This is a genomic window from Skermanella sp., assembly GCF_059503625.1.
The window spans coordinates 5,064-6,080 of record NZ_JCACHA010001022.1 but is presented as its reverse complement, the minus strand read 5'-3'; the positions used below and the strand labels follow the sequence as shown (position 1 = coordinate 6,080).

General features: G+C 68.4%; 1 protein-coding gene. It reads left to right on the top strand.

Annotated elements, in window-relative coordinates; all coding sequences use genetic code 11:
* Window positions 1-1,017: SLC5/6 family protein (locus AC5JJ6_RS37255; RefSeq protein ID WP_496046873.1), on the top strand; the 1,017-nt coding region annotated here is incomplete at both ends.

The following is a 1,017-nucleotide window of genomic DNA, read 5'->3' as shown; positions in this document are numbered from 1 at the left end:
TCCTGGCCGTGGCGTTCGAATCGCTGGTCAAGCTGGCCGCCTTCCTGGTGGTAGGGATCGTCGTGACCTTCGCGATCATGGGCGGACCGGCGGAGCTGTGGGACCGGATCGCCGCCGATCCCCGGCTGACCGGCCTAATGGTACCGGATCTGGCGACGTGGAGCTGGTGGACCATGACGCTGCTGTCCGCCTTCGCCATCCTGTGCCTGCCCCGGCAGTTCCACGTCGCGGTCGTCGAGAACGTCCACGTCGACGACGTGCGGACGGCGGCGCGCCTGTTCCCGCTCTACCTGATCGTCATCAACCTGTTCGTCATGCCGGTCGCTCTTGCGGGGGTCCTGCTGTTTCCCGATGGCACGGTCAGCGCCGATACCTTCATGGTGTCGATCCCGATGGCGGAGGGCTGGCCCGCCGTGGCGCTGATCGCCTTCATCGGCGGGCTGTCGGCCGCGACCGGGATGATCATCGTCGCGGCGGTGACGCTCAGCACCATGCTTTGCAACGACGTCGTCGTCCCGGCTCTGATGAGGATACGGCCCGGCGACGCTGCTTGGCGTGACGATCCGGCCCGAATGCTTCTGGTGGTCCGGCGTTCCGCCGTGATCGGAATCCTGGCGCTGGCCTACTGCTTCCACCGGGTTATCGGGGAGGCCTATCCGCTGACCACGATCGGACTGGTGTCGTTCGCGGCGGTGGCCCAGTTCGCCCCTGCCCTGTTCGGCGCCATCCTGTGGCGGCGCGGCAACCGGGCCGGCGCGATAGGCGGCATCGCGGCGGGCTTCGCCGTCTGGGCCTATACGGCGCTGCTGCCGTCCGTCGCGGACGCCGGCTGGATCGACGCCGGCCTGCTGGTGCAGGGACCGCTGGGGATCGGCTGGCTCAACCCGCGCGCCTTGATGGGCTGGCCGGGACCGGACCCGCTGACCCATTCGGTCATGTGGAGCCTGGGCCTCAATCTCGCCTGCTACATCGGACTTTCGCTGACGATGTGGCAAGGGGAGATCGAGCGGCGGCAGG